The following is a 26,404-nucleotide window of genomic DNA, read 5'->3' as shown; positions in this document are numbered from 1 at the left end:
GACCGGATCCGGATCGGAGGCCTGACGATGGTGATGCAGCCGAAGCGGGCAGACGCGCAGCGGCCCGGTGCCCCGGAGGCCTGGTATGCGCGTTCCCCTCAGGAGGTCGCGTCGGCCTTCGGTGCCGATCCGGCGTCCGGACTCTCCGCGGCCCGGGCCGCCGAGCTGCTGGCCGTGAACGGACCGAACGAGCTGCCGGAGGAGAAGCCGAGTCCGGCGTGGCGGCGCTTCATCGAGCAGTACCGCAGCTACATGCAGATCGTCCTCGTGGCAGCGGCGGTGGTCTCCCTGCTGATCGCGCAGTGGAGCACGGCGATCCTGCTCATCCTGCTGACGCTGCTGAACGCGATCGTGGGCCTGCGCCAGGAGGGCAAGGCCGAGAGCGCGATGAACGCGCTGAAGTCCATGCTGACGGCGACGTCCCGGGTGAGGCGCGATGGAACCGAGTCGGAGATAGCGGCGGAACAGCTGGTCGTGGGCGATGTCGTGCTCATCGCCGCCGGTGACCAGGTCCCGGCGGACGGGCGGATCATCGAAGCCCACGCGCTGCAGATCGACGAGTCGGCCCTCACGGGCGAGAGCGTCCCGGCCGTGAAGGACGCCGGAACGCTGCCGGACGCCCGGCTGGGCCCGGGGGACCAGTCGAACACGGCGTTCATGCACACCCCGGTCACGCATGGCAGCGGTGTCGTCATCATCACCGCGACCGGCCAGGACACAGAGCTCGGAAAGATTTCGGAGATGCTGTCGGCGACCGAGAAGGAGGAGCCGCCGCTCACCAGGGAGCTCGACAGGCTGACCCTGTGGATCACGGCCGCCGCGGGCCTGACCATGATCGTGATGTTTGCCCTCGGGCGCAGCCGCGACCAGGCATGGGACGTGCTGTTCGTCAGCGCGGTCTCGCTGGCCATCGCCGCCATTCCCGAGGCCCTGCCGACGGTGACCCAGGCGATCCTCTCCGTCGGCAGCCTCAACCTGGCCAAGCGCAACGCGATCGTGAAGGAGCTGCCGTCGGTCGAAACCCTGGCGTTCACGTCGGCGATCAACTCGGACAAGACCGGCACGCTGACCTTGAACGAGATGACGGCGGTCGAGGTCGTGACCCCCGCCGACCGGTACACCGTCTCGGGCACGGGCTACGGCCTCCAGGGGAGGATCCATCACGCCGCAGGCTCCTCCGCGGGCATCGAGGACGCGATCCTCCCGTACCTCGTCGCGAATGACGCCAAGCTGGTGGACGGCGAGGTCGTGGGCGATCCCACCGAGGGGGCGTTCCTGGTACTGGCCCACAAGGCCGGGCTGGACATCGAAGCCACGCGTGAGCGGCTGTCCCGCATCGCCACGCTGCCGTTCGACCCGAGCTACAAACTGATGGCCACCTTCAACTCCGCCGTCGATTCATCCGGCCGGCCGGTGGTGCGCTGCTTCGTCAAGGGCGCCGCACCGGCGGTGACGGCCCGCGCGGCCACCGCGCTCTCGGCCGGCGCGACCGTCCCGTGGGACGCCGAGCTCGGACGGCGCGCCCAGGAGCAGGCCGAGCGCATGGGCGGTGAGGGGCGCCGGGTGATGGCAGCGGCAACCCGGGATCTGGACCCGGCCGGCTTCGATCCCGACGCCGACCTGCTCGCCTACGTCACCGACCTGCGGATGACCAGCCTGGTCGGCATGGTCGATCCGCCGCGCGACGAGTGCCGGGCCGCCGTGGCAAGCGCCCAGGCCGCCCATATCCGGGTCCGCATGGTGACCGGGGACGACGTCACCACGGGTGCCGCCATCGCCCGGCAGCTGGGGATCTCGGGTGAAGCCATCCTCGGCGCCGATTTCGCCGCGCTCCCCGAACACGAGCAACTGGCCCGCATCGACGGCATCGGCGTGGTGGGGCGTGTCGCGCCGGAGCACAAGGTGCTGCTCGCCGCCACGCTCAAGAAGAAGGGCGACGTCGTGGCGATGACCGGCGACGGCGTCAACGACGCGCCCGCGATCAAGTCCGCCGACATCGGTATCGCCATGGGCAGCGGCACCGACGTGGCGAAGAACGCGGGGCGGATGATCCTGTCCGACGACAACTTCGCCACCATCGTGTACGCCGTGGAGCAGGGCAGAAAGCTCTACGACAACCTCACCAAGTACATCCGGTTCGTACTCCTGCTGCTGGTCACCTTCGTACTGACCTTCCTCGGAGCCACCCTTTTCAACATCGCGGCCGGTGAACCCTTCACCCCGCCGCAGGTGTTGTGGATCCACTTCGTGGTCAACGCCTCGTTCGGCTTCGCGCTCGGCTTCGACCAGGAGAGCCCGGGGCTCATGCGCCGCAGGCCGCGTCCTCGCGGGGAGTCGGTACTGACCCGGCCCGTGATGGTGACGGTCGGGCTCGGCGGGCTGGCGATCACCGTGCTGCTGCTCGGGCTGATCAAGCTGGGTGAGTCCCACTTCGGGAGCGTCCACATCGGCAGTTCGATGGCGTTCACCGCCTTCGCGCTCTGCCTGATCGTGGCCGCGTTCGAATGCCGCAGCGAGACGGATTCGGTACTGACGACGAGCACGTTCGACAGCAAGCAGATGAACTGGGTGGCGCTGGCCCAGTTCGTCCTCGCGGTGCTGGTGACCCAGATGGACGGGTTCCGCCACATCCTGGGCACCACCGAGATCAACCTGCGGCAGTTCGGCTGGGCGTTGCTGTCCGCCGTCGTGCTCCTGCTCCTGTGGGAATCGGGCAAGCTCCTGGCCCGCAGGGTGAAGCGCAACGGGTCACCGCGCCCCGTTCGAGTGACGACGTAACCGTGTCGGCCCGATCAGGCACCTGGGGGCCCAGACACGGCCCCCAGCACAGCGACAAGCCCCCTGCCGGCGGAGAACCCGCAGGCAGGGGGCCTGATCAGTCGGAGCTACTTCTTCTTGCCCTGGTTCTTCACGGCCTCGATCGCCGCCGCCGCCGCGTCCGGGTCGAGGTACGTGCCGCCCGGCTTCACCGGGTTGAAGTCGGCGTCCAGCTCGTAGACCAACGGGATGCCCGTCGGGATGTTCAGGCCCGCGATGTCTGCGTCCGAGACGCCGTCCAGGTGCTTGACCAGCGCGCGCAGGCTGTTGCCGTGGGCGGCGACCAGGACCGTGCGGCCGGTCAGGAGGTCCGGGACGATGCCGTCGTACCAGTACGGCAGCATCCGCTCGACGACGTCCTTGAGGCACTCGGTCCGCGGGCGGAGCTCGCTCGGGATCGAGGCGTAGCGCGCGTCGTTCGCCTGCGAGAACTCGCTGTCGTCGGCGAGCGGCGGCGGCGGGGTGTCGTACGAGCGGCGCCAGAGCATGAACTGCTCCTCGCCGAACTCGGCCAGGGTCTGCGCCTTGTCCTTGCCCTGCAGCGCACCGTAGTGGCGCTCGTTCAGCCGCCAGGAGCGGTGGACCGGGATCCAGAGGCGGTCCGCTGACTCCAGCGCGAGCTGCGCCGTGCGGATGGCGCGCTTCTGGAGCGAGGTGTGCAGCACGTCGGGGAGCAGGCCGGCGTCCTTCAGCAGCTCACCGCCGCGGACTGCCTCCTTCTCGCCCTTCTCCGTCAGGTTGACGTCCACCCAGCCGGTGAACAGGTTCTTCGCGTTCCATTCGCTCTCGCCGTGGCGGAGGAGGATCAGCTTGTACGGTGCGTCGGCCATGCGTACGAGACTAATAGACGTCTCCCCCGCGCCGCTCCGCTGCCCGCAGAGCGGACTCGGTTGACGGCCGGCGTCAATTCACTGGCGGCCGGGAGCCCCGCATATGTAACGTGCGAATGCCTGCTCAGGCACTTACCAGCGCCGCTCCCGGGGGGACCGTATGTCCATGGCAGATCTTCGACGTGCGGCGAGAGAAAGCGTGGCGGGACTGCCCCGGGAGTTCTGGTGGCTGTGGACCAGCACCCTGGTCAACCGGCTCGGCGCCTTCGTCGCCACCTTCCTGGCCCTGTACCTCACGGTCGACCGGGGCTACTCCGCCTCGTACGCCGGTCTGGTGGCCTCGCTCCACGGGCTCGGCGGTGTCGTCTCCTCGCTCGGCGGCGGAGTGATGACCGACCGGCTCGGACGACGCCCCACGCTGCTGATCGCCCAGACCTCCACCGCCGTCTCCGTCGCCGTGCTCGGCTTAGTCCAGCATCCGGTGGCCATCGCGGCGGTCGCCTTCGTGGTGGGCATGGCCTCCAACGCCTCCCGGCCCGCAGTGCAGGCGATGATGGCCGACATCGTCCGGCCCGAGGACCGGGTGCGGGCCTTCTCGCTCAACTACTGGGCGATCAACCTCGGCTTCGCCGTCTCCTCCGCGGCTGCCGGCTTCATCGCCGAGTACAGCTACCTCGCCGGCTTCCTGGGCGAGGCCGCGATGACCCTGATCTGCGCGGTCGTCATCTTCGTCAAGCTTCCCGAGTCGCGGCCGGAGCGGGTCGAGGCGACGGACGCCCCCGTCGAGCCCCCGATCAGCATGGGCACGGTCCTGCGCGACGGGCGGTTCATGAGCGTCGTCGGCCTGTCCTTCCTCGTCGCGCTGGTCTTCATGCAGGGCCATGCCGGACTGCCTCTGGCGATGGGCGCGGACGGCTTCTCCGCCTCGGACTTCGGCATCGCGATCGCGGTCAACGGCGTTCTGATCGTGGCGCTCCAGATCCCCGTCACCCGCTGCATCGAGCACCGCGATCCGCGCCGGCTGCTGATCATCTCCTCGCTGCTCGCCGGGTACGGCTTCGGGCTCACCGCCTTCGCCGGGTCGATCGCCGTCTATGCGCTGACCGTCTGTGTCTGGACGCTGGCCGAGATCGTCAACGCGCCGACCCAGACCGGACTGGTCGTGCGCCTCTCGCCGTTGCACGGCCGCGGCCGGTACCAGGGCATGTACACCCTGTCCTGGTCGGTGGCCGCGCTGGTCGCCCCGCTGATGGCCGGTTTGGTCATCGACCGGTTCGGGGCCCAGTGGCTGTGGGGCATGACCGCGGTGCTGGGGACGGTGGCCGGGCTCGGGTACTGGCTGCTGATGCGCACCCTCCCGGCGGAGGCGGTCGAGGACGGCGGGCGGGAGGACGAGGTCATGGCGTCCGCGCCGGAGCCGGCGGCTGTACGGAGAGTGCGTTCGCGGAGCGGGGATGGCGCGACGGGGGACGGGGGACGGGCGAAGCCCAGGTCAGAAGCCGGACCGACGTCGGGCCCAGGTCAGTCGGAGGCGTCGTGAGTCAGATGTGTGAACGCTTCCAGGTTGCGGGTGGACTCACCCCGCGACACCCGCCAGGCGTACTCCTTGCGGATCGCACTCGCGAAACCCATCTCAAGGAGCGTGTTGAAAGCGCCGTCCGCGGCCTCCAGGACCGTGCCGAGCAGACGGTCGAGCTCCTCGGGCGTGATCACGGAGAGCGGGAGCCGGCCGACCAGGTAGACGTCGCCGAGATGGTCGATCGCGTAACTCACCCCGTACAGACGCAGATTGCGCTCCAGCAGCCAGCGGTGCACCGCCGCGTCGTTCTCGTCGGGGTGGCGGACGACGAAAGCGTTGACCGACAGGGAGTGCTTGCCGACCCGCAGCGAGCAGGTGGTGGCGAGCTTGCGGGTACCGGGGAGTTTGACCACGTACGAGCCGGGTTCCGGACTCTCCCACTCGAGTTCCGCGTCCTTCAGCGTCCGCTCGATGACCTGCGCCGTCTGCTGTACGTCAGCCATGGTGCGAGCGTACCCGGGCGGTACGTCAGCCATGGTGCGAGCGTACCCGCCGGCGATGTTCGTACATCGCCGCCGTGTAGACGTCCGCTGTCGCCGACGCGGCCGTGTCCCAGCCGAAGTAGCCGGCGTGCCGGGCCGCCGCCGCGCCCATGCGCGCGGACAGGGACGGGTCGTCGAGGAAGCGGTGCAGCGCAGCCGCGTAGTCCGCCGGGTTGTGGCCCTGGACCAGGAAGCCGCTCAGTTCGTCGCGCACGGCCACCGGGAGGCCGCCGACGGCCGCCGCCACCACCGGTGTGCCCGCCGCCTGCGCCTCGATCGCCACCAGGCCGAACGATTCGCTGTACGAGGGCATGACCAGCGTGGACGCGGCGCGGAACCAGTCCGCGAGCCGGTCCTGGCCGACCGGCGGCTGGAAGTGCACGAGATCCGCGATGCCGAGGCGTGCGGCCAGCTTCTGCAGGCCCTCCGGCTTGGCCAGGCCGCTGCCGCTCGGACCGCCGACGATCGGCACGTAGAGCCGGGAGCGCAGGGAGGGATCCCGGTCCAGCAGCAGCGCCACCGCGCGGAGCAGGATGTCGGGGGCCTTCAGCGGCTGGATGCGGCCCGCGAAGAGCGGGACGAAGGCGTCCTGGGGCAGCCCCAGGCGGGCCCGTGCCGCTGCGCGCCCGTCGGCCGGGCGGAAGCGGTCCAGGTTCACGCCGGGGTGGACGACCGCGACCTTCGCCGGGTCGGCGTCGTAGAAGCGGACGAGCTCGTCGGCCTCCTCCGCGGTGTTGGCGATCAGCCGGTCCGCCGCGCTGACGATCTGGGTCTCGCCGATGACCCGGGACGCGGGCTCGGGCGTGTCGCCCTCGGCGAGCGCGGCGTTCTTGACCTTGGCCATGGTGTGCATGGCATGCACGAGCGGCACGCCCCACCGCTCGGCGGCGAGCCAGCCGACATGGCCGGAGAGCCAGTAGTGGGAGTGGACCAGGTCGTAGTGGCCGGGACGGTGGCCGGCCCAAGCCTGCATCACGCCGTGCGTGAAAGCACACAGCTGGGTCGGGAGGTCTTCCTTGGCCAGGCCCTCGTAGGGCCCCGCGTCGACATGGCGTACGAGTACGCCGGGGGCCAGCTCCACGACCGGCGCGAGCCCGCCCGAGGTGGCCCGGGTGAAGATCTCGACCTCGATGTTGATCGCGGCGAGCCGCTTGGCGAGTTCGACGATGTAGACGTTCATGCCGCCCGCGTCGCCCGTCCCCGGCTGGTGCAGCGGGGAGGTGTGGACGCTGAGCATGGCCACCCGGCGGGGCTTGCGGTGGCCACCGGGAAACCTGATGCGGGGAGCCACCAGACTGCTGCTGAGGCGGGAGACGTACTGGCTCACGTCGAAGGTCCTCCTCGCTCCGGGCACGGCAAGCTGCGGGCATGAGCAGCCATACAGCCTCACAACAGCGGACCCTTCTCCTCCATTTCCCGCGGCCCACCCCTTTGCCAAATCATTACGGTCCGGCCGCCGTGTCGTGACCGCATACCCTCGCTTCCATGAACCGCCCCGTCGGCACCGCCACCCGCGGGACGACCAACCCCAACCGCCTGCGCCGCATGGACCGCTGGATCGCCGCCACGCACGGCCCGGCGCTGCGCCGGAGCGAGGCGCCCGTCGCCGTCGACCTCGGATACGGAGCGGCCCCCTGGACGGCCCTGGAACTCCTCCAGCGACTGCGCACCGCCGACCCGCGCTGCGAGGTCGTCGGCATCGAGATCGACCCGGCTCGGGTCGCGGCGGCGAAGCCTTACGAGCGGGAGGGGCTCAGCTTCCGGCACGGCGGCTTCGAAGTGCCCCTGGAAAGGCCGCCGGCGCTGATCCGGGCGGCCAACGTGCTGCGCCAGTACGACGAGGGCGAGGTCGCGGCCGTCTGGGCCCGGCTGTGCGCGCGCCTCGCGCCGGACGGGCTGCTGGTCGAGGGAACCTGCGACGAGATCGGGCGGCGGCACGTGTGGGTGGCACTCGGCCCCGAAGGCCCGCGCACCCTCACCTTCGCGACCCGGCTCGGCTCTCTGGAGCGGCCCTCGGACCTGGCGGAGCGGCTGCCCAAGGCGCTGATCCACCGCAACGTGCCGGGCGAGCCGGTACACGCGTTCCTGCGGGACTTCGACCGGGCGTGGGCGGGCGCCGCGCCGTACGCCTCGCTGGGCGCGCGGCAGCGCTGGATCCGAGCCGTACAGGACGTGGCAGCCGACTGGCCGCTGGCGGACGGACGCGGACGGTGGCGTCAAGGTGAAGTGACCGTGAACTGGAGTGCGGTAGCACCCAATTCCGGGTGAAGGCTTCGAACAGGGGAACGCGACGGGCGCATTGTTCGTCCCTGACGGTGGGGCCGATCAACCAGTCGGCAGATCTGGGACGACCGACCCTGTCGATTTGACGAACGCCGTGGCACCATCGCGACGTTGGCCCATATGTTACTGACGGTAAATCACATTCAGGTGTTCTGGCGTTCACCCTGAGTCCGGAGGGGGAGTCGTGAACCGACGCCGCTGTGCCACTGCCGCGATCACTTTGGTCTGCGCGCTGACCGTGCTGGCGTCACCCGGCCAGGCCTTCGCGGCCCCCGAGCCGCCGCCGCCCTCCGGCACCGCCGCCGGCGCACCCAAGAAGTCCCTCGAACAGGTGCGTCTGGAGATCGAGGCCCTCTACCGCAAGGCCGCGTCCGCGACCGACGCGTACAACCTCGCAGAGGAACAGACCGACAAGCAGTCGGCCGAAATCGTCAGGCTGGCGCAGGAGATAGTCAAAGGCCAGGCCCGTATCAACGATCTGAAGAACCGCGCGGGCGCCGCGGCCCGCGAGCAGTACCGCGGTGGCGGACTGCCGCCCGAGGCTCAGCTGGTGCTCACCGACGACCCTCAACTCTTCCTGGACGGCGCGGGCAGGATCCAGCAGGGGCAGAAGGCGACCCGCGACCTCCTCGGGGAACTGAGCAGGACACAGGCCGACTTGGCGGCGTACACCAAGGACGCGAGCACCCAGTGGCAGAAGCTGGAGGCCAACCGCCTGCGGCAGGCCAAGGCCAAGAAGGAGATCACCGCCCAGCTCGACGCGGCCAAGAAGATAGAGGACCAGCTGGAGAAGGAGGAGCTGGCACGGCTCCTCCAGCTGGAACAGCAGGCGCAGTACAAGGCGCAGTCGGCCTGGCTGAGCTCGGGCGCGCTCGCAGAGGTCAACGGCAAGGCGAGCGAGCAGGGCAAGAAGGCACTCGCGTACGCGACGGCGCAGATCGGCAAGCCGTATGAGTGGGGCGCCGAGGGGCCCGGGTCGTACGACTGCTCGGGGCTGACGTCCCAGGCGTGGGCTGCTGCCGGCCGGCCCATCCCCCGTACCTCACAGGAACAGTGGCGGCTGCTGCCCCGGATCGCCATCAAGGACATGCGACCCGGCGACTTGATCATCTATCACTCGGACGCGAGCCACGTGGGGATGTACATCGGCGACGGCGCGATCGTGCATGCCCCGCGGCCGGGGCGGAATGTGACGATGACAGGGGCGGGTTCGATGGAGATTCTCGGGGTCGTACGCCCCGACAAGTGACGCTTTGGCGAAGAAACGGCGGCGGACGCGTGATGTTCGTCATGGCCCCCTGACCAAGTACCTCCGCATGCGTGGCATATGCCATCTGCGGTGTGCTCCACAGCATTCCGTTGTGGCGGCCGGTACCGCTATGGTCCCCGTCTGGTGGGGCTTCGATCGTCGCCTCGCCGCGCCCTCGGGGAGAGGGAAGGAAACCGGAACCGATGCCCGTACCCGTACCGCGACAGAGGCATGTCCCCGTCGCGGAGACTGCCCACGGGAGCTCGAGCCCTGACACGAGCTCCGGCGCGGGCTCCAGCCAGGGCTCTGCCCGGGGCTCGGGCCCGAGCCCCGCGACGGGCTTCTCCGCGCGCTCGTCCACCGTGGCCCCGGCCGCTGTGAGCCCGGCCACCGTGGGCTCCTCCGTCATGCGCCCGTCCGTGAGCCCGGCCGCCGTCGGCTCCGCCGTCGTGGGCTCCTCCGTGAGCACCAGCGGCAGCGACCTGACGCTGCTGGTGATCGAGGACGACCCCGCGGGCACCTTCTCCGTCCCCGAGCTGCTCGACGCGGCCGGCACCCGCGTCCGTATCCGCAGCGCCCGCAACCTCACGGAGGCGGAGCGGCTGCTCACGGACGACGTCCACTGCATCCTGCTCGACCTCTCACTGCCCGGCGGCGGCGACGGGGAGCTCGCCTCGCTCGAACACGTACTGCGGCTCGCGCCGCGCCATGCGGTCCTCGCGCTGACGACGTCCGGGGACGCGGAGCGCGCCGCCGAGGCGGTACGGGTGGGTGCGCAGGACCATCTCTTCCGGGACGAACTCGACGGGCGGCTGCTGAGCCGCGCCATCCGGTACGCGGTGGAACGCAAACGCGCGGACACGGCCCAGGTGAAACTGGCCGAGTCCAAGCTGCGCGCCCAGGAGAACGCCCGGCTGGAGCGCGGTCTGCTGCCCACTCCGCTGCTCCAGGGATCGGATCTGCGGTTCGCCGCGCGCTACCGGCCGGGCCGCTCGCGCGCGCTGCTCGGCGGCGACTTCTACGACACGGTCCGCACCCCGGACGGCACGGTCCACGCGATGATCGGCGACGTCTGCGGGCACGGCCCGGACGAGGCGGCGCTCGGCGTCGAACTGCGCATCGCCTGGCGGGCCCTGACCTTCGCGGGCCTGTGCGGGGACGAGCTGCTCTCGACCCTTCAGCAGGTCCTGGAGCACGAGCGGGAGAGCGAGGAGATCTTCGCGACGCTCTGCACCGTCGACATCGCCCCGGACGGACGGCGGGCCGGCCTGTGCCTCGCGGGCCACCCGTCCCCGCTGATCACCCGCAAGGGACGGGCGGCACAGCTCCTGCCGTACGAGAACAGCGGCCCGGCACTGGGGCTGCTGCCGCGTGCGCGCTGGCCGCGCAGACAGGTGGAGCTCGGCGGGGAGTGGAGCCTGATGATGTACACCGACGGGCTGATCGAGGGGCGCACCGGGCCGGGCGAGAAGCAGCGGCTGGGCCAGGACGGGATGCTGGAGATGATCAACCGGCAGCTGGCGGCGGGGCTGCGGGGCGAGGCGCTGCTGGAGTCGGCGGTCGCCGAGGTGCGCGAGCTGAACGGCGGGGACCTCACCGACGATGTGGCGGTGCTGCTGCTGAGCAGAAGCGGTTCTCGCAGCCGAGCGACCGGCTGACCCACAGACGGGATACGGCCGGGCGACCGGCGGACCGGGCCCGGGGAACCGGCCAGGGTCGGAGCCACATGCGTCCGATTTGTCGCGACGGCCGTAGGCGTTCTTCCTGCCGCCGGTGTTCTTCCTGCCGCCGTTCCTGCCTGCCGCCGGTGTCCTACCTGCCGCCGTTGTACGGCCCGTACGGACCGTCACTGCTGGAGCCGCCGCGCCGTCCGCCGCCCGAGACCTGCTTGAGGGCGGGCCGGACGTCCACGAGGAAGACGATGCTGGCGATCAGCCCGGCGATCGACAGGAACAACACGTTCACGAACAGGTTCAACGCGACCGTGATGCCCAGGATGATCAGCCAGAAGGACTTGGTCTGCTTGTCGGCAGCGCGGTAGGCGTCGTCACGGGCGAACAACGCCATGACCAGTGCGGTCACGGCAGTGACCAGGAAGACCAGGTCGATGACGAGCCAGAGAGTGAAGTCGAATCCCGCGCGCAACATTGCTGAGCACCGCCTCATGAGTGGTTGTAGCGCCTCGCGGCCAAGGTACCGGGAGAACGCGCCGGGCACCCCAATGGTGCCCGACCCGTATCCGGCTCCCCGGACCTGGCCGGAGCGAGGCCGCCGGGCGGGATTCCGCCCGGTCCGGCCCCCGGACCACGCGCCTACTTGGCCGGCGGGGTGGCCTTCTTCGCCGAGACCTTGCGGGCCGGAGCCTTACGGGCCGCAGGCGGGCCGGGCTTCTTCGCCTCGGCCCCGGCCTCGGAGGACTCACTCGACGTCTCGGCCGCGGGCTCCTGTGCCTTCTCCGGCTCGGGCTCGACGGCCACGGCGATCTCGGTGATCTCCTCGGCGGCCTCGCCACGCCAGGCCCTGACGGTCTGCTCGCCGTGCTCGGCGACCTTCTCGTACGTCTCGCGGGCCTTGACGGCGTACTCGGCGGCCACGCCTACACCACGCAGCGCCAGGTCCTGAGCGGTCTCGCCCAGCTTCTTCAGGTCGGTGTCGATGTTCCCGATCACCTCGGTGACCTTGGCCTGCACGGTGGCCTGGGCCTCCTTGGCCTGGGTGGTCACCTTCTCCTGGACGGCCTTGGGGTCGGTGTTGCGCACGGCGTCGATACGACCCGGAGCCTCGGCCCGGATCTGCTCGATCAGCGCGGGGACCTTCTTCGCCTGCTGAACAGCGAGGTCGGCGGTGCCGGCCGCGAAGTAGAGCGGGGTCGGGTCGGTGAGGGTCTTACGCAGGTCATCGGTGATGGCCATGACTGGGGTCCTCCCGGATCGCAGTTCGGTGTTCAGACTGAGGGTGGTCCGGCATCACTGGTGTCGGCCGTGCGGGGGCCGTCATCGTCGGTGTCCGCGCCGTTTTCCTTGCGGAAGGACTCGTAGATCTGCAGCAGCACTTGCTTCTGCCGCTCGTTGATCGAGGGGTCGGCCAGTATGACGGCACGCGTCTCCAGCTCGTCCCGCTCCCGCTCGTCGAGTATCCCGGCCCGGACGTACAGGGTCTCCGCGGAGATCCGGAGGGCCTTGGCGACCTGCTGCAGCACTTCCGCGCTGGGCTTGCGCAGTCCGCGCTCGATCTGACTCAGATACGGATTGGACACCCCGGCGGCGTCGGCGAGCTGCCGCAGCGACAGCTGCGCGGTGCGCCGCTGCTCGCGCAGGTATTCGCCGAGATTGCCGACGTTGAGTGATGCCATGCCACAATGGTGCCCGGCCGCGCTAACTATTGCAAGCACCTGCTTGCAATAGTGTTCCACGCAACATGCCGCCCCAATGAGCCTGAGCACGATAAGTACCCTGTCTCTGCGATGTCCGGGCAGTCTCGGAGATCTCCGGGCATGTGAGTGGGTGTCTCGGTCATGACCGGGCAACTTGCAGGTCAGCGTCGTACCGGAGGCCGGGGTGGCGGAGCATGGACAGGTTCCGGAGTCCGCGGAGGCCTTCGAGGTCGAGTACGTCACTGCGGCGGGCGTACGGCGGCGGGGCACGCTGGGCGAGTTGTGGCCGGTCCGGTTCGAGGACGTGCCGCCTGAGCGGCGTTTCCCGGCATTTCGAGGTCAGGGCAACTGGTGCGGCTGGAATTGGTCGGCGACCTGCGGTGATCACGTGGGGTTCGAGTCGTGGCTGGAGCGAGACCGGCTGGTGCTGCTGTCTCATCGCCCACTACCCGGAAACCGTCACAACCACCGCTCTCTACGCCCCACCCCACTGGCGATCAATCACCCTCCGGGAGGGGCACGGGTTCCAGCAGTTCATCGACGAATTCAACGACCGGCTCCAGGTGGAGCTGGTCCCCAGGTTCGACGGAACCATGTGGTTCGCCACCATGCTGAGAGAGACCGCCGCCGAGATCGAGAGTTCCCTCTCCGCATCTGCCGAACGAGAAGCTACCCGGAGCAATTTGCGACGATCCCAGCATTGGGCGTCTCAGACTTCTCGGGTCACCAGTCGGTGAGATTGATCAAGCGGGAGCAGTGCGGGTCGCCGACGTCGCCTGGCACGGTCCGTTCCACCTCCTCGATCAGGGAGGGAAGGGCCGCGAGTAGGGCGGTCAGGGCACCGGACGGTCGTACGTCGGCGGCGACCACGTCGGTGTCTTCCTCGTGGTCGACATACAGGCGCATGCGGTCGGGGCTCTGAAGAAGGAACCCTCGCAGTCGTGGGTCGGGCTGTTCTTCAGTCCAGGGGCAGGTAAGGGTGCGCAGGATGGTGAAGGCGTTGTCGCACTCCCCCGGGCCGACGGGGGCGACCTGCGCCGGATCCACATGGATGAGGGTCATGCCCATCACCGTGTCGACACGGCTGCTGGAGAAGATCTGGGTGCCGGTGTTCAAGGCACGCACGATGCCGAGGACGTCGTTCGGGCCCGCCAGTTCCTCAGGGTCTCCGATGGTGCGCAGAGGGATCTCCCAGGCCGTCAAGTCATCCGACGCGCTCGTGCGTTGAGGGCCAGTGACGACCCGGACCTCCGTGACAGGAGGCGGCGAGGGCAGAACACCCCGGATGAACCGGCCGTCGGCCAAGGGGGCATGGATGTGGTGGAGCAGCAGGCGCGCGATGTCCGCCTGCTGCTCCGCGATGTCGTCGTACGTGAGAGTCACGCTTCAAACGTGTCACTGGTTGAGCCAGTTCGGGCACCTGTTCAGCGGCCCGTGTCCGAGCGGCCTGGGTCCAGGAGAGCGTCGAGGGGGGTGTCAGTGCTGCGGGTCATACTCATGCTGCGGCGCCGCCCGGGCACCGCTGAGCACGAGGGGAGCGACATGGCTGAGGTGCTGGTATTCCACCACGGGCAGGGGCTGACAGCCGGCGTCCGCGAGTTTGCCGAGCAGCTGCGACAAGCCGGACACACCGTCCACGTCCCGGACCTGTTCGAGGGGCAGGTCTTCGACAGCCTCGAGGAAGGCATCGGCTACGCCGAGAACACCGGGTTCGGCACGATCATCGCGCGCGGAACCACCGCCGCCGAGGGACTGCCTGCCGAACTCGTCTACCTCGGGTTCTCGCTTGGCGTCCTGCCGGCGCAGAAGCTGGCCCAGACCCGCCCCGGCGCAAAGGGCGCGCTGTTGATTGAGGCATGCGTCCCGGTCTCGGAGTTCGGCGGTGCCTGGCCCCAGGACCTCCCGGTCCAGGTTCACGGCATGGACGCTGATCCGTTCTTCACCGGAGAGGGCGATGTGGACGCGGCCCGCGCGCTCGTCGAGACGACGGCGGATGCCCAACTGTTCCTCTACCCAGGCGACAAGCACCTGTTCGCCGACAGCAGCCTTCCGTCGCACGACGCCCACGCCGCAACGCAGGTCACCCATCGGGTGCTCGGCTTCCTTGACCGCATCAAATAGCCCGGCACCCTCGCGCCTCAGAGGCTACTTCGCCGGTGCTCCAGCGGAGGTCACCCAGGCCACAGGTCGCCTGCTCCAACCTCCGCCTTCCAGGACCGGCGCGTCACGGGCCCGGTAACTGCCGCCTAGGCACACGGCGGCAGGTTCAGCCGCTCGTGTCTTCGAGGGGCGTGCGAGCTCCCGGGGAGGGCCGTGCGACGGCCATTTTCACGCGCCGGCAGTGGCCCGGGCAGCCCTTGCCGAGGAGTTCCCGGTACAGGATCTTGGCACTGTGCTCGCCGTCGTCCCGGCGTTGCCGCAGGTAGTCGAGGTAGGGATGACGCCCGGCGCGATCAGCCGACAGCAGCCCCGAACCACTTGGACAGCTGGCCCAGCAGATCCTGCTGATCTTCACCGACCCACGCCACATGGCCGTCCGGCCGCAGCAGCGCCGCGGGCACGTCCAGCTCCTCACTGACGTCGACGACGTGGTCGACCCGATCTGCCCAGCCCTCCACCGAAAGCCGGCCGGTCTGGTCGAGCAGCAGCCCGCGGCCACCGTGCATCAGCTCGTAGAGACGCCCCTGCTTCAGCTTCACGTCCCGCATCCGCAGGCCGACCAGTTCATGGCCCTCGCCGAAGTCGTAGCGGATCCCGACCGCGGTGATCATCTCGGTCAGGTACCGGTTCACCTCCTCGAAGTCCATCAGCTTCGAGAACAGCTCCCGCAGCGCGGTCGCACCCGGATCGGTCCCCAGCAGCGTGATCTGCGCGCGGGTGTTGTCCAGCACGCGGGCGCCCACCGGGTGCCGTTCGGCGTGGTAGCTGTCGAGGAGACCCTCCGGCGCCCAGCCGTTGACCTCGGCGGCCAGCTTCCAGCCGAGGTTGAACGCGTCCTGCACTCCGAGGTTGAGCCCCTGCCCGCCGGTCGGCGGGTGGATGTGCGCCGCGTCGCCGGCCAGCATCACCCGGCCGACCCGGTAGCGCTCGGCCTGCCGGGTGGCATCGCCGAACCGGGACAGCCAGCGCGGCGAGTGCACGCCGAAGTCGGTACCCGCGACCGCCCGCAGCTGCTGCTTGAACTCCTCGAGGGTCGGGGCGGTCGTGCGGTCCTCGGCCACGCCGTCGGCCGGCACGATGACGCGGTACGTCCCGTCCCCGTTGGGGATGGTGCCGAACCGCAGTTGGGTCTTGCGGACTTCCGCGACGACGGCGTCGACCTTCGCCGGATCCTCAGTCATCTCCATGTCGCCCAGCATCGTCTCGACCTTGGCGCTCTCGCCGGGGAAACCGACGCCGAGCAGTTTGCGCACCACGCTGCGGCCGCCGTCGCACCCGACGAGGTAGCGCGAGCGCAGGTGCGTGCCTCCCCCGCCGACTACGCCCTCAGGGGCTGGGGTGCCCCCACTCGCCAGCTCGACGGTCGCCCCGTCCTCGTCCTGGCTCAGCCCGACCACTTCGCAGCCGCGCCGGATCTCGGCACCGAGTTCGAGCGCACGCTCATTGAGCAGCCGCTCGGTGACCGGCTGCAGGGTGGAGAGGCCGTAGGGGTGAGCCGTGTCCAACCCGTTCGGCCACGGCTTCATGATTCCGCCGAAGAAGCCGCCGACCTGGAACTTCTCACTGACCGCGAGGAACCGGTCCAGCAGGCCGCGCTGGTCCATCATCTCGACGCTGCGTGCGTGCAGGCCACGCCCGCGGGACTGCTCGGTCGGCTCGGTCAACCTCTCCAGCACGACCACGTGCACGCCGTGCAGCCGCAACTCACCGGCCAGCATCAGGCCAGTCGGTCCTCCGCCGACCACGATCACGTCAATCATGAAAACCCCCATGTAACGATGTTGAATTCGGCCGGCCGCTCCCCGCGGTCCGGCGGCGCGCATACCCGCACCTCCGCGCCGAGTGCCCGCGACCGCACCGCGAGTCCCACCGGCGGTTCGACGTCCCCGCGTGACCCATACGTCGACAACAGCACACGTACTTCGCGAATCTCCGATTTCCGCAGGTTCTGGCCTCGGTCGACGATTCTGCGGCACGACCCGGGTCTTGCCGCAAGCCCCCCGGTGCGCTATATGTTGAAAGTGGCAAGGAGTGGGTGACCTCCTTGCCTTTGCCTTTTGTCCGTCCGTTGCGGACGGACAAACTCCTCCCGAAGCGGTGACGGGCCGCGTACGGCGATGCCGGGAGGTCCGGGCGGACCTGGGCGGACCTCCCAAGGGCCTGCGCATGCAGCCGCGGAACGAGCGTTTCTCACCCTCTTCAGCACCCGGATTCGCCGGCCCGTCAGGCGCTGCAGCAGTGTCGGCAGTACGGCGTTACAGCAGGGTGCCTGCGCGATGACTGCCAGCGCCGTCCCTGACCTGCCGATGCCGACGGTCACTGGCCGACCGTCAGTGGCCGACCGTCAGTGAGCGTCCCCCTCTGCGCGGTCACCGAGGACTCGGCGATCTGCCTGCGGTGCGGCCCGCAGCACCACAGGCAGATCGAAGCCCCGCCCGGTGACCGGGCGCCCGCCTCAGCTCACCGCCTGCTTCACGAGCGCACCGATCCGCGCCTCCACCTCGGCCGTCACCTCGGTCAGAGCGAAACCGGCCGCCCACATCGTGCCCTCGTCCAGCTTCGCCTGGTCGCTGAACCCGAGCGTCGCGTAGCGTGCCTTGAACTTCTCCGCGCTCTGGAAGAAGCAGACGACCTTGCCGTCCAGAGCGTAGGCGGGCATCCCGTACCAGAGCTTCGGCGCGAGGACCGGGGCGCTGGCTGTGACGACGGCATGGACACGCTCGGCCATGATCCGGTCCGAGTCCTGCATCTCGGCGATCTTCGCCAGCACGTCCCGCTCCGCCTCCGCCGCCTTGTCCGCGCGCGAGCCGCGGCGCGCGGCCTTCTTCAGCTCTTGTGCGTGGTCCTTCATCGCGGCCCGCTCATCGGCCGAGAATCCCTCGTGTGCGCTGCTGCCGGTGTCGCTCATCGCAGATTTCCCCCTTGAGGATCTTGATGTGCAGGATCGTGAGAGGGGACCCTACCCCGGCTCACCGACAACGGGCCCCGGGGACACCTGCCTTGATGTCCCCGGCAGCCCCAGCAGCGGTTCGGCGCCCGGTGTGACACCGGGCCGCGTGATCGAGCTCGCAGAATGCGTGCCCCCACCGTCCGGGCGGGTGGCGCGGCCGGTCTCCCCGGCCGCGCCCCCGACGCCCCGCCCGGGTCCTCAGCGGTCGAGGGCGCTCGCGTCGAGCTCCTTGAGCCGTTCGGGATCGGCCAGTACGTCGATGGCGACGATCTTCCCGCCGGTGACCGTGAACGCCATGACGGACAGCCGCCGCACGTCCGATGCGACCATGACTCCGGCGACTCCGTTGATCAGCGCCGGGCGCACGAACGGGGACAGCCGCCCGAAGGTGATCGCCTGCGATGCCACGGTCTTCGCGCCGTGGAACACGACCGTGTGGCGGGCACGTGCGACACCACCGTCGGAGCGCAGCACGACGTCGGGGGCGAGTACGGCGACGAGCGCGTCGAAGTCGCCGTCCCGCGCGGCCGCGAAGAACGCGTCGACGACTTCGCGCTGACGGGTGAGATCGGGGTCGGGAGCCGGGGCTTGACCCCGCACCCGGCGCCGGGCACGGCTCGCGAGCTGCCGCGTCGCCGTCGGGGACTTCTCGATCAGCGGGGCGATCTCGTCGAAGGGCACGGCGAACATGTCGTGCAGTACGAACGCGAGCCGCTCCGCCGACGCCAGCGAGTCCAGTACCACCCCCATGGCCAGTCCGACCGAGTCGGTCAGCAACGCCTCCTGCTCGGGGTCGACGCCGTCCTCGCGGCTGATGACCGGGTCGGGCATCCGTGCCTCGAGGGGGTCCTCACGCCGCTGCTTCCTTGAGCGCAGCATGTTCAGACACACCCGACCCACCACCGTGGTCAGCCATCCGCCGAGGTTCTCGACGCCGCCGGTGTCCGTGCGGTCAAACCGCAGCCAGGCCTCCTGGACGGCGTCATCGGCCTCACTGAACGAGCCGAGCATCCGGTAGGCCACCGCCCGCAGACGGGTGCGGTGTTCCTCGAACCGCTCGATCGGCACTGCGCTCTCGTCCACCTGTCACATTCCTTCCTCGCGGCGGGTCATGGCAGTAGACCCACGAAACGCAACGGTTGTAACCGGGAGATCGACTCCCGGACCAACGATTTGGAGATGACTGTGACGACCGCACCCATCCTGGTCACCGGCGGCACGGGCACGCTGGGGCGCCACGTCGTCCCACTTCTGCGGGAAGCGGGCCGTACCGTGCGTGTCCTCAGCAGGCACGGCCGCGAGTCCGGGGACGGAATCGCGTATGTGACGGCCGACCTGTTCAGGGACGAGGGGATCGAGGCCGCGGTGGACGGCGTCGAGATCGTCCTGCACCTCGCGGGCGGCCCCAAGGGCGACGACGTGGCGACCGAGAACCTGGTGCGCGCCGCATCGGCGGCCGGGGTGAAGCACCTGGTGTACGTCTCGGTCATCGGCTCGGACACGCTTCCGCTGGCCTGGCTCAGGTCCAAGCTGAACGCGGAGCGGGCCATCGCCGGATCCGGCATTCCGTGGACGACCCTGCGTGCCGCACAGTTCCACGACCTGGCCCTGACCGTGGTGGAGAAGACGGCGAAGCTGCCGGTGATACCGGTCCCGGGCGGACTGCGGCTGCAGCCGGTCGACGCGCGCGAGGTGGCGGCCCGGCTCGTGCACCTGACGCTCGGCGAGCCTGCGGGTCTCGTGCCCGACCTGGCGGGTCCGAAGGTGTACGGAATCGCCGAGCTGAGCCGCGGATACCTCAAGGCCCGCGGCAAGCAACGGCTGATGATGCCGGTCCGCATGCCCGGAAAGGCCGGTCGCGCCTACCGTGCCGGCGAGAACCTCTCGCTCGACGGTGCCGATGTGGGCAGGCGGACGTGGGAGGACTTCCTGACGGAGCGGGTCGGCCGGCCGGCCTGCACCGGGGAGGGGAACCCGGCCGCGCACACGGAAACCCGCTCGAACCCCTGATGCTCCCGGACTTAGGCTGGCCGTTATGACCCCCGCGAAGACCTCGTACGTCTGTCTGCCCTGCCGGGCGTCGTACAAGCAGCCCCGCTCCGGGGACCACGCGCGCGTCTGTCCCCGGTGTGCTCAGGAGCTGATCCATGTGGGCTCGGCGTTCGCCGCCCCTCGGCGGCGCGATGTCGCCGCGTGGCGGACCCTGACGGTGCTGTTGCACGCGGGCGTCCGCTTCCACAAGAGCTGCTGCGGCGGCCCGGGTTGGCGACCGCGGAGCCTGCGGGAGGTGCGCGAGCGGATGGCGTACGCGAAGGCCAGCGGCGAGCCGATCGCCCGGTCGCTGGTGCGGTACGACCTCCCCTGAGGCGTCAGCCCGGAGCCATGCTCGGCCTGGTACGGCACATGGCCGAGGTGGAGCGCACCTGGTTCCGCCGGGTGATCAACGCGGAGGACATCCCGCTGGTCTGGTCCGACGAGAACGACCACCAGGTGGCGTACGACGCCAGCGCCTCCACGCGCTCGGAGGCCTTCGACGCCTGGCAGGCCGAGGTCGGGCGCTCCCGCCGGATAGAGGAGGAGGCGACGTCGCTCGACGTGCGGGGCCACCAGCCCCGGTGGGGCGAGGACGTGTCGCTGCGGCTCGTGATGCTGCATCCGATCCACGGGTACGCCCGGCACAACGGCCACGCCGACTTCCTGCGCGAGGGCATCGACGGGACCGTCGGAGCTTGACCCACCCCGGACGGAGCCTGACCCGCCCTCGTCAGTCGGGGCCCGGCCCTCCCCCGTGAGCTGTGGCCGCGACGAGTTCGGGCGGTGGCGGGCGGCTGTGCAGCACGTCCAGCCGCGACACCGCCCGCGTCAGCACCCTTCTTGCGCTCCCGCAGGCCCGTCTCACCGCTCATGACATCGAGCCTGCGCATCAAGCGGTGTCTGCCCTGAGCCAGCTCGTGTACGCCGAGACCACCTGAGGCAGTGTCGGCACGCCCGCCAGGCCCAGCGGGCCCCTGGCCGCGACCAGAGCGCGCCGGATCTTCCACGCGGCGCGGGGCAGCGCCCGCCAGTTCGGATCCGTGCGAGGGCCCAGGGCCTCCGCGGCGCGGATGACGTCGGTGAAGACGGACTGGGCGCGCTTGTAGGCGAGCAGGTACGGCAGGTCCCTCTCCCACGCCAGCGAACTCCCCGGCATCGCCGCCTCCACCTCCGCCGCCCACAGATGGGCGACACGGGCGGCCTCGCGCGGCGCGTAGCGCATCAGATGAAGATGGGTGGCCAGGTCGTAGAGCGGGTCTCCGATCATGGCGAGTTCCCAGTCGATCGTCCAGAGGTCGCCGGCCGGGTCGACGATGAAGTTGTGGCGGTGCAGATCACCGTGGACCAGGACGAAGGGCCGGCCGGCCAGGCGCCCCTCGGGCACCCTGAGGGTGTCCAGCGCCTCGCGGTGCACGCCGAGCTTGCCGAAGAGCCCGCCGTACTCCTTGGCGTTGGCGTCGTAGACCTCTCGCTCGGTGAATCCGATCAGCTGGTTGAGGAAGGCGGTCGAGTCCCCCGCGGCCGGATGCCCGTGGGGGCTGCAGCTGCGCTTCACGTCCCGGAGCTCGTCCGCCTTGACCGCGACCGTCTCGCGGAAGAGCCGGCCGAGCTGCCCGAGGTGGCGGGGCGAGAGCACCCGGCCGGGCACCGGGCCGCTGCCGAGCGTCCCGCCTTCGACAAAGCCCTGGACGAAGACGTCCTCGGCGACTTCGGCGACCTCGGGGATCCTCTCGATCCGGCCCGCGAGCGCGATCAGCAGACGCTCCTCGGATGCGAAACACCGGCGGTCGAACCAGAGCACGCCGGGCCGCGGGGCGCGGTACTTGCCGCGGGCGAAGCGTGCGCTCAGCGGGTTCTCCGGCGGCAGGGAGAGGGCGTACGTCTCGTGGTGGTAGCCCTTGAGCGGCCCCTCCACCACCTCGTCACGGCTCAGACCGGCAGCCTGCCGACGAACGTCTGAAGCCGTATCGACTGTCATCGCTGGTGCCTTTGGTGTTCCGGAGCAGGAAGTGATGCGAGGAAGCTACCTTTTCGGCCAGTGCCCTCGGGGCCCATTGCCGGAAGGTCCGGCTCTGTCCTGTGTAAACTCACCCGCTCGAAGCACGCCTGAAGCACCGGGTACCCCCGCTCACCCGATCGAAGGCGCCCTGAGAAGGTACAACAGCCGGGGCAAGTTGGCCTCGAATACAGCCATCTTGGAATAGATGGCCATCACTTGGCCGGTCATTCGGGGACCGGAAGACCTGACGGCAGATCGTCGAGGACCGGCAGCAGCTCCGACATGGTCGCAACGATCACTTTCGCTCCGGCATCGCTCAGCTGAAGGCGTTTCGACTCGTTGCGCGCGTATCCCAGGAAAGGGACGCCCAGCGTGTGCGCGGCCAGACAGTCCGCCGGAGAATCCCCGATCATCAGGGCCTCGGCCTCGGTCGAGCCGGTCGACCGCAGAGCCCGACGGAGGCAGTCCGGGTCCGGCTTCATCAGCAGCGGATCCGGCTCACGCCCGTGTATGTGCTCGCCGAAGAAGACAGCGAGCCCTGTGCGATCGAGATAGCTACGCGCCGCCTCGGCGCAGTTGTTCGTCGTGACCGCCAGCCGGAAGCCCGCCGCGCTGAGCCGCCCGATCAACCGGTCGGCACCCTCGGTGGGGGCGGCCGTGAGTGTGGCCAGTTCCTCCTGCGCGGCGAGGTGACGTTCCATCTGCCCGACCAGGGGGCTGCCCGGGTGGCTGCGGGCCGCCGCTCTCAGCAGAGCGAGGGGGTCGTCGGCGAACTCCGGAGGCACCGACACCCCGCCCGGCATGTTCCGCGCTGCCCAGCCCCTCAGCTCGGCCGCCACCTCCCGCGCCGGGTGACCGTCGAAGAGGTGACAGACCGGCCCGTCGAAGTCGAAGAGAACGCACGTGGCGTCGGCGAAGCGGCGGGCCAGGTCGTTGTTGTGCGAGTCGGTCACGTCGCTCCGTCCGTCGGGGCAGAGGGCGGACTGCCGGTGTGCCATCCACCCCATCCTGCCCTCAACTGCCGTCAGCAGCTGTGCCGTTGGCCCGGTCACCGTGGGACGCAAGGGGTCACAGGAGCGATGGCCGGTCAGCTGCCGAGGGTGATGTCCATGGCCAGCGTGCCCCAGAGACCGTCGAACCACGCCTGCGACTGCGTCACGAACGCCTCGTCCCTCGTCGCTCCGCCCCGCTCGAAGGGGAAGAGCATCGAGTCACTGCCGAGCACGTCGTAGATCTCCAGGGCGGTGTCGTCGATCTGCTCCTGGCGCTTGGTGACGGTGTAGAAGGCGAACAGCGCCTCGGAGCCGTTGAGGAGGTAGAGCTTCACGGGCGGGGTGAACGGCAGGGCCTTCAGCGTCACCTCGACGTCGATACCACGGGTGCTGCGCAGCGATCGCAGACTGTGCCGCAGGACGGCGCCGTGGTTGTTGCGCAGCGACAGCCAGTGCTCGTGCACCCGCCTCTCGTCGCCGGATTTCTCGGCCGGCCGGGGGAAGGCCAGGTGCAGATTGCGCGACGGCAGCAGGAGCCGGAGCTTCACGGACTCCGGCACGATCTGGCCCGATCGGATCAGCTGGAGCGGCTCGGCAAGGGCGAGATTGAGCGACTCGGCGGTGAGACAGATCGCGTCGATCCGCACCTCGGGTGCCTCGAACGCCTCCATGACCCGGGGCCCGAGCCCCGCGGCCGTCTGCTGGGGCTCCTCGACGGAGGCGTCCGCCTCGGCCGGGAGTGCGATACGGGCCGGGGCGCCCTTGGTCGCAGCCGTGAGCAGGCCGGCCTCCCGCAGCAGATCGAGGGCCTGCCGGACGGCGCGGCGCTCCACGCCGAACTCCTCGGCCAGGACCTCCTGCGTCGGCATGCGCTCACCGGCCTTCAGCAGACCGGTGCGGATGCGCTCGGTGAGAACGTCTGCGACATCGGCGGGGGAGGGCTTTCGTGTGCCGTTGACTGCATGGTGCTCGTGGGTCACAACAGAACGCTACAACTTCTGACCATCTAGCGGGAGTTCCCCGGAAGTTGTTTATGAACTGCGACCAAGTGGGGACAACTTCAATGAAGTTGGCGACCAACTTGGCCAACCCGCTCCAGTGGTCTCGTACTTCCCCGCTCGCCCGTCCACCGTCGTACGGGTGCCGCGTGCGGATCCGTCCGCAATCCCTGTGCCGCTCCACTCCCCACCACGAGGAGGGATCGCCGTGCCCTTGATCACCCTTGTCATCGAGCAGTACGTGCAGTGGCGGTTCGGCGCGCTGGCCGCGCTCGGGCTCGCCCTGCTGGCCGCCGGGCTGAAGACCGAGAACGCCACCTGCGCAGGCATCGGCGGCCTGCTGCTCGTGGCCCCCTCCGTCGCCGCCGGCACCTGAGCGCCGCCACCTCGCCCGGACGTCAGAAGATGTCCGGGCACCAGGGCCGCCGTGACGTACGGAACACCCCGTCCACCACACCCGCGGCCCCCGCCGCCCCCTCGTCCACCAGGCCCAGCGCCGCCAGCCGTACCGCCGACTCGTCACCCAGGTACAGCGCGCCCAACTCCCCCACGTCCAGCGTCAGATCGGGCGACTCGGACGTCGGGACGCACGACCCGCCCTCGGGCGAGGTGTCCAGACGGAACCGGCCGGACGCCAGGCCCGCCGTGTCCCGGATGTCCAGGACCAAGGTCGCGGACATGCCGTATGTCCGCGCCTCCAGCGCGCGCACGACATCCAGGATCCGCACCCACAGGAAGTCCGCGTGCGTCAGAATCCGCGCCGCCCGCCGGTCCGGGAGCAGCAGCGGAAGCAGGTCGTCGGGGGCGCGGTAGCCGGACTTCACCGTGGTGATCCAGTCCACCGAGCAGACGAAGTGCCACAGCGCGCGCTCCGCCGCCGGGGTCAGCGCGAGCAGTTCGGACACCGACGCGGTGTCCAGCGGCTGCTTCGCATCGCCCCAGTTGTCGTCCGACCGGTAGGCGATCAGACCCTCGATCTCGCCGGAGGGCGAGCGGTACACCGCGTAGAAGGGTTCCTTCCAGGGGTCCCCGGGCAGTTGTGCCTGGCCGGTGTTGAGCTGCCACCAGCGCTCGTCGCGGCTCACCGCACCCGGCTGACGGGCCGCGAACCGCGTATGCAGCTCCGGGCCGAACTTGCGTACGTCCTCGCCGTCCACCAGGTCGATGCGACCGCCGTCCGCGGGGCCCGACCAGCGGGGATCGAGGCCGGTGCGCGGGACGTCGACCGCCCACTCGGTCGTCCATGCCACGGGACCGAAGCCGTAGCGGCCATAGATCGGATACTCCGCGGCGATCAGCGTGGCCAGTGCGTCGCCGCGCTCCTTGGCCTCCGTCAGATCCTCGGTGATCATCCGGCTGAGCAGGCCGCGACGCCGGTGTGTCGGCGAGACCGTCACATTGGAGACGGCGTTCGCCTCCACCGAGGCGCCGCCCACCACGGTCAGCCGCTGGGCGAAGGAGCGGTACGTCGCCACACAGCGGCCGTCGTCGAACGCGCCGCGCACCCGCGCCAGGTCGGTGTGCGCCAGACGCTGGGCGACCTCCTCGTCGGAGATCACCGGAGATCGCAGGAAGCCGGTGGCCAGTGCGCGCAGCCAGTCGGGGTACTCGGACTCGGTAACGGTGCGGAGGTCGACGCTCATACGGCCACGCTAAGGGTTGTCCCGCAATCCCCGCCGGGCGCCCGACGCCGGCTACGGCACCTCGCTGCGTTGTCGGGCTCATCCGAATACGCCCAGTATGAGGACGACCCTCCGCCTTGCGATGCACCGCATCTGACGCCATGCGCTGACCCGCCGGGGATTACGGGACACCCCTTAGGCACGCCGCGGTCAGAAAGTCGCGCGATTTTGGAGGCGCAGCGCCTGGTCGGCCTCCCGGGGCGTCAGCCCACTCCCGGAAGTGCCGGTTCGCACGATCGACTCAGGTGAGCAGGTCGTCCACTTGCGCTTCGCCTTCACGGTACCTGCGGGCGATCTCGGCACTGCAGTCGTCCGCCGTGCGCTGGAGAAGCTGGCGGCGGCGCGAGACCTGCTGTTCGTAGCGGATCAGTCGCCCCATGGCCGAATGCAGCTCCTCGTCCGTACGGGCGTCGAGATCCGAGAGCTCGACGTCGGCCAGCATGTCGGCGGCGAGCCGTCCGTACTCCTCGCTGTGCGGTGGGGAGAGCGTGACGTGACGGGCGGAACTGCGGTGCCGGGAAGGGGCGTCGGCCAGGATCTCCGACAGCCGGTCCACGACCGGGGCCTCCGGGTCCGTACGCCGCGCCAGCTCCGCACGGAGAATGTCGATCCGGCCCTGGAGCAGCCGCCGTACATAGCTGAGGTCCGCCTCGTCGCGGTGCGCGTCGCGGCGCAGGGTGCGCAACTCGGTCAGTCTCAAGGCCCCGAGGTCGTGCTCCGGGGGCTCGCCGAGGGCGCCCGTGGAGCGCTGCTGCGGCGGCCGTCCGGCACAGGCAGCCGTGGCCGTGGCGGTGACCGTGGCCGTGGCGGTGGCGGTGACCGTGGCCCTGGGCGTGGCCGGAAAAGCGGACATCGACGTGGGAATCGATACGGGACCGGGCGACTGCCCGGCGCCAGATGTGTTCATATGCCTACGTCCGTCCCCTCGACCGGTGCATTGAGGTCTCCCCGGGCCCGGAGGGCCGAGGGGATGCAC

24 protein-coding genes and 1 pseudogene are annotated in these 26,404 nt (G+C 69.9%); 10 read left to right on the top strand and 15 right to left on the bottom strand.

What is annotated here, in order from left to right; genetic code table 11:
* The first annotated feature begins 27 nt into the window (after nucleotides 1-27).
* On the top strand, nucleotides 28-2,778 hold the full coding sequence (locus OG293_RS19205; protein ID WP_406000003.1) for a cation-translocating P-type ATPase: 2,751 nt from the start codon (nucleotides 28-30) through the stop codon (nucleotides 2,776-2,778).
* Between the two features lie 107 nt (nucleotides 2,779-2,885).
* On the opposite strand, the gene OG293_RS19200 is transcribed toward OG293_RS19205, so the two are convergent.
* Nucleotides 2,886-3,647: a phosphoglyceromutase gene (locus OG293_RS19200; protein ID WP_406000002.1), complete on the bottom strand. Its 762-nt coding sequence runs from the start codon at nucleotides 3,645-3,647 to the stop codon at nucleotides 2,886-2,888.
* 160 nt (nucleotides 3,648-3,807) lie between these two features.
* Between OG293_RS19200 and OG293_RS19195 the strand changes: the two genes are divergently transcribed.
* On the top strand, nucleotides 3,808-5,187 hold the full coding sequence (locus tag OG293_RS19195) for an MDR family MFS transporter (RefSeq protein ID WP_406000001.1): 1,380 nt from the start codon (nucleotides 3,808-3,810) through the stop codon (nucleotides 5,185-5,187).
* On the opposite strand, the gene OG293_RS19190 is transcribed toward OG293_RS19195, so the two are convergent.
* The gene (locus OG293_RS19190) at nucleotides 5,169-5,669 is read right to left on the bottom strand and encodes a YbjN domain-containing protein (RefSeq protein WP_406000000.1); all 501 of its coding nucleotides are present in this window, start codon (nucleotides 5,667-5,669) and stop codon (nucleotides 5,169-5,171) included. The genes OG293_RS19195 and OG293_RS19190 overlap by 19 nt on opposite strands.
* A gap of 25 nt (nucleotides 5,670-5,694) precedes the next feature.
* Nucleotides 5,695-7,035, bottom strand: a complete 1,341-nt coding sequence (gene mshA, locus OG293_RS19185) for a D-inositol-3-phosphate glycosyltransferase (protein WP_405999999.1) — start codon at nucleotides 7,033-7,035, stop codon at nucleotides 5,695-5,697.
* A 158-nt stretch (nucleotides 7,036-7,193) separates the two neighbouring features.
* On the opposite strand from mshA, the gene OG293_RS19180 reads away from it, so the two are divergent.
* The 3 genes from OG293_RS19180 (at nucleotide 7,194) to OG293_RS19170 (ending at nucleotide 10,898) form a co-directional block, all read left to right on the top strand.
* A complete protein-coding gene (locus OG293_RS19180) occupies nucleotides 7,194-7,976 on the top strand; it encodes a class I SAM-dependent methyltransferase (protein WP_405999998.1) in 783 nt (260 codons plus the stop codon).
* Between the two features lie 199 nt (nucleotides 7,977-8,175).
* Nucleotides 8,176-9,240 (top strand): NlpC/P60 family protein, encoded by a 1,065-nt coding sequence (locus OG293_RS19175; protein WP_405999997.1) that lies wholly within the window; start codon nucleotides 8,176-8,178, stop codon nucleotides 9,238-9,240.
* A 203-nt stretch (nucleotides 9,241-9,443) separates the two neighbouring features.
* Nucleotides 9,444-10,898: a PP2C family protein-serine/threonine phosphatase gene (locus tag OG293_RS19170; protein WP_405999996.1), complete on the top strand. Its 1,455-nt coding sequence runs from the start codon at nucleotides 9,444-9,446 to the stop codon at nucleotides 10,896-10,898.
* Nucleotides 10,899-11,052: 154 nt separating this feature from the next.
* On the opposite strand, the gene OG293_RS19165 is transcribed toward OG293_RS19170, so the two are convergent.
* From OG293_RS19165 to OG293_RS19150, 4 genes are all read right to left on the bottom strand, one after another.
* Nucleotides 11,053-11,388, bottom strand: a complete 336-nt coding sequence (locus tag OG293_RS19165; protein ID WP_405999995.1) for a DUF2516 family protein — start codon at nucleotides 11,386-11,388, stop codon at nucleotides 11,053-11,055.
* 164 nt (nucleotides 11,389-11,552) lie between these two features.
* Complete coding sequence (locus OG293_RS19160) at nucleotides 11,553-12,152, bottom strand: hypothetical protein (protein WP_405999994.1); 600 nt, start codon at nucleotides 12,150-12,152, stop codon at nucleotides 11,553-11,555.
* 32 nt (nucleotides 12,153-12,184) lie between these two features.
* Nucleotides 12,185-12,592, bottom strand: a complete 408-nt coding sequence (locus OG293_RS19155; RefSeq protein ID WP_405999993.1) for a helix-turn-helix domain-containing protein — start codon at nucleotides 12,590-12,592, stop codon at nucleotides 12,185-12,187.
* A gap of 744 nt (nucleotides 12,593-13,336) precedes the next feature.
* Entirely contained in the window at nucleotides 13,337-13,996 is a 660-nt protein-coding gene (locus OG293_RS19150) for a hypothetical protein (RefSeq protein ID WP_405999992.1), read from the bottom strand.
* Nucleotides 13,997-14,155: 159 nt separating this feature from the next.
* Between OG293_RS19150 and OG293_RS19145 the strand changes: the two genes are divergently transcribed.
* Complete coding sequence (locus OG293_RS19145; protein ID WP_405999991.1) at nucleotides 14,156-14,734, top strand: dienelactone hydrolase family protein; 579 nt, start codon at nucleotides 14,156-14,158, stop codon at nucleotides 14,732-14,734.
* Between the two features lie 332 nt (nucleotides 14,735-15,066).
* Here OG293_RS19145 and rox read toward each other — a convergent pair whose 3' ends face one another.
* The 3 genes from rox to OG293_RS19130 all read right to left on the bottom strand — a co-directional run bounded on the left by rox (nucleotide 15,067) and on the right by OG293_RS19130 (nucleotide 18,806).
* On the bottom strand, nucleotides 15,067-16,533 hold the full coding sequence (gene rox / locus OG293_RS19140; RefSeq protein ID WP_405999990.1) for a rifampin monooxygenase: 1,467 nt from the start codon (nucleotides 16,531-16,533) through the stop codon (nucleotides 15,067-15,069).
* Nucleotides 16,534-17,228: 695 nt separating this feature from the next.
* Nucleotides 17,229-17,681: an iron chaperone gene (locus OG293_RS19135; RefSeq protein WP_405999989.1), complete on the bottom strand. Its 453-nt coding sequence runs from the start codon at nucleotides 17,679-17,681 to the stop codon at nucleotides 17,229-17,231.
* A 240-nt stretch (nucleotides 17,682-17,921) separates the two neighbouring features.
* On the bottom strand, nucleotides 17,922-18,806 hold the full coding sequence (locus tag OG293_RS19130; protein ID WP_405999988.1) for a sigma-70 family RNA polymerase sigma factor: 885 nt from the start codon (nucleotides 18,804-18,806) through the stop codon (nucleotides 17,922-17,924).
* A 96-nt stretch (nucleotides 18,807-18,902) separates the two neighbouring features.
* On the opposite strand from OG293_RS19130, the gene OG293_RS19125 reads away from it, so the two are divergent.
* The 3 genes and pseudogenes from OG293_RS19125 to OG293_RS19115 all read left to right on the top strand — a co-directional run.
* Nucleotides 18,903-19,733 (top strand): SDR family oxidoreductase, encoded by an 831-nt coding sequence (locus tag OG293_RS19125; protein ID WP_405999987.1) that lies wholly within the window; start codon nucleotides 18,903-18,905, stop codon nucleotides 19,731-19,733.
* 25 nt (nucleotides 19,734-19,758) lie between these two features.
* Entirely contained in the window at nucleotides 19,759-20,088 is a 330-nt protein-coding gene (locus OG293_RS19120) for a deoxyxylulose-5-phosphate synthase (RefSeq protein WP_405999986.1), read from the top strand.
* A gap of 14 nt (nucleotides 20,089-20,102) precedes the next feature.
* Nucleotides 20,103-20,456 (top strand): annotated as a pseudogene (locus tag OG293_RS19115) (DUF664 domain-containing protein); the annotation flags it as partial.
* A gap of 190 nt (nucleotides 20,457-20,646) precedes the next feature.
* Here the strand turns inward: OG293_RS19115 and OG293_RS19110 are convergent.
* From OG293_RS19110 to OG293_RS19100, 3 genes are all read right to left on the bottom strand, one after another.
* Nucleotides 20,647-21,735 carry a phosphotransferase gene (locus tag OG293_RS19110; RefSeq protein ID WP_405999985.1) on the bottom strand — a complete coding sequence of 363 codons (1,089 nt, stop codon included), beginning with the start codon at nucleotides 21,733-21,735 and terminating at the stop codon, nucleotides 20,647-20,649.
* Nucleotides 21,736-21,980: 245 nt separating this feature from the next.
* A complete protein-coding gene (locus OG293_RS19105) occupies nucleotides 21,981-22,754 on the bottom strand; it encodes an HAD family hydrolase (protein WP_405999984.1) in 774 nt (257 codons plus the stop codon).
* Nucleotides 22,755-22,843: 89 nt separating this feature from the next.
* A complete protein-coding gene (locus tag OG293_RS19100) occupies nucleotides 22,844-23,728 on the bottom strand; it encodes a GntR family transcriptional regulator (RefSeq protein ID WP_405999983.1) in 885 nt (294 codons plus the stop codon).
* A 226-nt stretch (nucleotides 23,729-23,954) separates the two neighbouring features.
* Between OG293_RS19100 and OG293_RS19095 the strand changes: the two genes are divergently transcribed.
* A complete protein-coding gene (locus OG293_RS19095; RefSeq protein ID WP_405999982.1) occupies nucleotides 23,955-24,122 on the top strand; it encodes a hypothetical protein in 168 nt (55 codons plus the stop codon).
* A 22-nt stretch (nucleotides 24,123-24,144) separates the two neighbouring features.
* On the opposite strand, the gene OG293_RS19090 is transcribed toward OG293_RS19095, so the two are convergent.
* Together OG293_RS19090 and OG293_RS19085 are read right to left on the bottom strand one after the other, a co-directional pair.
* A complete protein-coding gene (locus OG293_RS19090; RefSeq protein WP_405999981.1) occupies nucleotides 24,145-25,389 on the bottom strand; it encodes a GNAT family N-acetyltransferase in 1,245 nt (414 codons plus the stop codon).
* Nucleotides 25,390-25,669: 280 nt separating this feature from the next.
* Nucleotides 25,670-26,335 (bottom strand): ABC transporter substrate-binding protein, encoded by a 666-nt coding sequence (locus OG293_RS19085; protein WP_405999980.1) that lies wholly within the window; start codon nucleotides 26,333-26,335, stop codon nucleotides 25,670-25,672.
* Nucleotides 26,336-26,404 lie beyond the last annotated feature (69 nt).

Source organism: Streptomyces sp. NBC_00829 (assembly GCF_045161795.1).
Classification (GTDB): Bacteria; Actinomycetota; Actinomycetes; order Streptomycetales; family Streptomycetaceae; genus Streptomyces.
The sequence above is the reverse complement of the archived record's forward strand: the minus strand, read 5'-3'. Positions and strand labels throughout refer to the sequence as shown.